This is a genomic window from Frateuria sp., assembly GCF_013362045.1.
In the GTDB taxonomy this organism is placed as follows: Bacteria; Pseudomonadota; Gammaproteobacteria; order Xanthomonadales; family Rhodanobacteraceae; genus Frateuria_A.
In genome coordinates, this window is record NZ_JABFWW010000167.1 from 1 (window position 1) to 4403 (window position 4403).

A 4403-nucleotide genomic window follows, 5' to 3' on the forward strand; every position below is an offset into this window, starting at 1 on the left:
CAGCAGCGCCGGCGGCGGCATCGCCATGGACGCGCCGCTGCGCAGCGCATCCATCATCGCGTTGAGCAGGTCCAGCGCTTCCAGCAACGCGTCCATCTGTCCCGAGTCCAGCACCAGCGCGCCGTTGCGCGCGGCGTTGAGCAGATCCTCGGCGTGATGGCACAGCTGCACCATCGGCTCGATGGCGAGAAAGCCGGCTCCTCCCTTGACCGTGTGGAAGGCGCGGAACACCGCGTTGAGCAGCTCGGCCTCGCGCGGATTGGCCTCCAGCTCGACCAGTTGCTCGGACAGGCGCTCGACCAGTTCACCGGCCTCGACCAGGAAGTCGTCGCGCAATTCGGCGTCGAGCGAGGGGTCCATGCTCATCCGGCTCCGCTCAGAATCCGAATTCGGAGAGCAGGCGGTCCGCCTCGTCCTGGCCGGAGATCTTCTCCACCACCGGGGGCGGCTCGCGGCCGGCCAGCGCACCGGTGAGGTGCACCAGTTCCAGCAGCGAGGATTCGACCGACTCGATGAAGTTGACGACCTTCTTGATGCGCTGGCCGGACAGGTCCTGCCAGGACTGCGCCATCACCATGTCGTTGAGGCCTTCGCGGCAATTGGAGGCGAACGCCACGGCCTGGCTGGCCAGCACGGCGGCCGGCTGGCCTGGATGGGCGGTGGCCACGACCTGCTCGGCGCTCTGCGCCAGCGCTTCGGCCTCCGGGCTCATGCGCTCGGCGAAATCGATGCTGCGATGGGCCGCCTGCGCACTCATCTCGAGCACGTCGTTCAAATGCTTGCGCACGTCGGCGACCTTGCCCGGCACGCCTTCCTGCGCCAGGTCGTGGCCGAGCCGGCTGACCGCCCCGTGCAGGTCGCGCGCGAGCAGGCCGAGCGCGCGGAACAGGTGCTGCTCGCGCTGGCGCACCAGCGCGTCGAGCGCCTGCTCGAAGGCGGCGCCATCGGCGCTGTTGAGCAGGTCCTGCAGTTCCGCCGGCATCGCGCCCTGGTCGAAGGTAGACAGCACGGCGCTCATGCGCTGGCTCCCGCGGCGGCGAGGCGCTCGAAGATCTTGCCGAGCTTTTCCTTGAGCGTGACCGCGTTGAACGGCTTGACGATGTAGCCGTTCACGCCGGCCTGCGCCGCGGCGATGATCTGGTCGCGGTTGTTCTCGGCCGTGACCATCAGCACCGGCATGCCCTTGAGCGTGGGCTCGGAGCGGATCGCGCGCAGCAGGTCGATGCCGGTCATGTTGGGCATGTTCCAGTCGGTGACCACCAGGTCGAACGGCTGGCTGCGCAGCATGGTCAGCGCGTTGTTGCCGTCGTCGGCCTCCTGGATCAGGGTGTTGGTGAAGCCCAGCTCCACCAGCAGGTTCCTGACGATGCGCCGCATGGTGGAGAAATCGTCCACCACGAGGATCTTCATGTTCTTGTCCAACGCCTTTTCTCCGTTGCGAGGGTTATCGCCAACACCCGCTTCCTGGCCCGGTGTGTCTCGTCACTGCTGCCGCGCCGCCTTCTTCTTTTTCGGTTGCGACTCGCCGTCGCGCCAGTCGCCCAGCCGCGCGCGCAGGCGCACGATCGCCTGGCCGTGGATCTGGCACACGCGCGACTCGGTCACGCCCAGCACGGCGCCGATTTCCTTCAGGTTCAATTCCTGCTCGTAGTAGAGCGACATCACCAGCTGCTCGCGCTCGGGCAGCGTCGAGATGCCCTCGATCAGCGCCTGGCGCAGGCCGTCCTGCTCGATGCTTTCGGCCGGCCCGAGGCTGGCCTGGTCGGCCACGTCGAAGGCGGGCGAGCCGTCGCCGTCGTCCGGCGCGGTGAGGCTGAGCAGGCGCGCACTGGCGGCGTCGGCGAGCACCTGGTGGTACTCCTCCGCGCTGACGCCGAGGCGCTTGATGATTTCGGCGTCCTCGGCATCGGCGCCGGTCTCGATCTCGATCTGGCGCACCACCTCGGCCACCTCGCGCACCTTGCGGTGGACCGAGCGCGGGGTCCAGTCGGTCTTGCGCAGCTCGTCGAGCATGGCGCCGCGGATGCGGATGCCGGCATAGGTTTCGAAGCTGGCGGCGCGATCGGTGGCGTAGTGCCGCGCGGCTTCCAGCAGGCCGATCATGCCGGACTGGATCAGGTCGCCCACGTCCACGCTCGGCGGCAGGCGGCCCATCAGGTGATAGGCAATACGGCGCACCAGCGGCGCGTGCTGACGCACCAACTCCTCGGCACTCTGTCGCTGCAGCTGGAGGTATTCCGATGCCACGCTCATCTCACCACCCCGCAACCGGTACGGTCTGGCCGCCGAAGAAGGCGATGCGGTCCAGGCCCGCGCGCGCGGGTTCTTCCCAGTTATCGACCGCACCTGCCAATTGCTTGAATGCCTGCGACGATCGCGCGGCCGGCCACAGATCCACCACCGCGTTCTGGCGGCGGATCGCCTGCCTGAGGCGCTCGTCCTGCGGGACCATGCCGAGGAAATCGAGCACCACGTCGAGGAAGCGGTCGCTCACCTTGGCCAGCTTCTGGTGCAGCGCGCGGGCCTCGCCTGCGTTGCGCACCAGGTTGGCCACGAAGCGGAAGCGGCGCACGCCGAAGTCGCGGCTCAGCACCTTGACCAGCGCATACGCGTCGGTGAGCGAAGCGGGCTCGTCGCACACCACCAGCACCACGTCGTCGGCGGCGGCGGCGAACATCGCCACGTTGTCCGAAAGCCCCGCGGCGGTGTCCACCAGCAGGTAGTCCGGCGGCCTGGGCAGCTCGTCGAAGGCGCGGATCACCGCGGCGTGCTCGCCGTTGCCCAGCTGAGCCAGGCGCCGCGCGCCGGAGCCGCCGGGAATCACCTTCAGCCCGTGCGGGGCTTCCAGCACCAGCTCCTCCAGCGTGGCCGTGCCATCGAGCAGGTGGCCAAGGTGCCGCGACGGCGCCAGGCCGAGCAGCACGTCGACGTTGGCCAGGCCCATGTCGGCGTCCAGCAGCATCACGTCGCGGCCGGCCATCGCCAGGCTCATGCCTAAGTTGACCGCCACGGTGGTCTTGCCCACCCCGCCCTTGCCGCCGGCCACCGCGATCGCGCGGCAGCGGCGGCGGGGTGCGCCTGCGTTGGCCGCCTGGTGCGGCCGGTGCGGTGCGGGCGGAACCTTGTCGCGTTCGCCCGTGATCGCGTTGAACATGTCTTTCAAGCCCCACGCCTGGTTCATTGCAAGGGTTCCGCTCATGCCTGGGCCACCATCGCGCCGAAGCGCTCGGCCAGCAGCGCCTCGTCGGTGGCCGGCGCGCTGCCCTTGAGCACCTGCGCTGCGCGGCACACCAGCAGCCGCGCGTCGGCGGCGGCGATGTCCTCGGGCACGCGCTGGCCGTCGGTGGTGTAGTCCAGCGCGAGCCGGTGGCGGATCAGCACCGACAGCGCGCCGCCGAGGCTGGGAGCCTCGTCGAGTTTGGTGAGGATGGCCGCGTGCGGCTTCAGCGGCAGGTAGGCGCGCACCGATTCCTCCAGCGACTGCGCCTGCGCGTTGGCGGCCAGCACCAGGCTGGCGCGCAGCTCGCCGGCGTCGCCCAGCACGTCGAGCTGTTCGGCCAGCCGCGGGTCGTGGCCGGCCAGCCCTGCGGTGTCGACCAGCACGGTGTGGCAACCCTTCAGCAGTTGCAGCACCTGGCGCAGGCTCTGCGCGTCGTAGGCCGGGTACACCCGCACGCCGAGCAGGCGGCCGTAGTGCTCCAGCTGCGCCGCGGCGCCGATGCGGTAGTGGTCGGTGCTTACCAGCGCGACCTGCGAGGCGCCGTGGCGCACCACGGCGCGGGCCGCGAGTTTCGCGAGCGTCGTGGTCTTGCCCACGCCGGTCGGTCCGACCAGCGCGGTGACGCCGCCCTCCTCCGAGCGCCCGCGGCCACTCACCGCCAGGCCGCGGCTCAACATGCCCAGCGGCAGGTAGCGCGCCTGCTCGGGCGTCATTTGCGCGGGCAGTTCATCGGCCAGCGCACGGGCGACGTCGGCATCGATGCCCAGCCGGGTCAGTTCGCGCAGCACGCGCGCGTGCATCGGCTGGCGGCGCTCCATGTCGTTCCAGGCCAGGCTGGAGAGCTGCATCTCCAGCATCTCGCGCAGGCTGGACAGCTCGGAGCGCATGCGCACGGTGTCGGCGGCGGCGCGTTCGATCAGTGGATGGACGGGTGTCGGCTCGGCGGGCGACTCGGACGATTGCGACTGAACCTGTCCTTGGGTACCGACATCGGCGGAGTCCCGGATCCCGGCCGGCGCACGGACATCTGCCCGGGAGCGGGACGCATGCGAAGCGCGCGCCTCCGGGCGGGCCAGCTTTTGCTCCCTCTCCCCCGGCCCCGCCGGGGGAGAGCCCCGCCCGGAGTCCATCGAAGGGGGCTGGGGAGAGGGGGAGGCCTTTGCAGTGCCCTCGACCGGCGTCG

At 70.2% G+C, this 4403-nt stretch carries 6 protein-coding genes; all 6 read right to left on the bottom strand.

Annotated elements, in window-relative coordinates; genetic code table 11:
* A partial coding sequence (locus HOQ08_RS08020) for an Hpt domain-containing protein (RefSeq protein ID WP_291193095.1) occupies positions 1-366 on the bottom strand: 366 nt, incomplete at its 3' end.
* Positions 367-376: 10 nt separating this feature from the next.
* Positions 377-1018, bottom strand: coding sequence for a protein phosphatase CheZ (locus HOQ08_RS08025; protein WP_291193097.1), 642 nt, complete (start codon positions 1016-1018; stop codon positions 377-379).
* Positions 1015-1422, bottom strand: a complete 408-nt coding sequence (locus HOQ08_RS08030; RefSeq protein WP_291193099.1) for a chemotaxis response regulator CheY — start codon at positions 1420-1422, stop codon at positions 1015-1017. Before HOQ08_RS08030 ends, HOQ08_RS08025 begins: the two co-directional genes overlap by 4 nt.
* A 60-nt stretch (positions 1423-1482) precedes the next feature.
* A complete protein-coding gene (locus HOQ08_RS08035; RefSeq protein ID WP_291193101.1) occupies positions 1483-2253 on the bottom strand; it encodes an RNA polymerase sigma factor FliA in 771 nt (256 codons plus the stop codon).
* A gap of 1 nt (position 2254) precedes the next feature.
* Positions 2255-3181 (bottom strand): MinD/ParA family protein, encoded by a 927-nt coding sequence (locus HOQ08_RS08040; RefSeq protein ID WP_291193103.1) that lies wholly within the window; start codon positions 3179-3181, stop codon positions 2255-2257.
* 14 nt (positions 3182-3195) lie between these two features.
* Positions 3196-4350, bottom strand: coding sequence for a flagellar biosynthesis protein FlhF (gene flhF / locus HOQ08_RS08045; RefSeq protein ID WP_291193105.1), 1155 nt, complete (start codon positions 4348-4350; stop codon positions 3196-3198).
* Between the last annotated feature and the right edge of the window lie 53 nt (positions 4351-4403).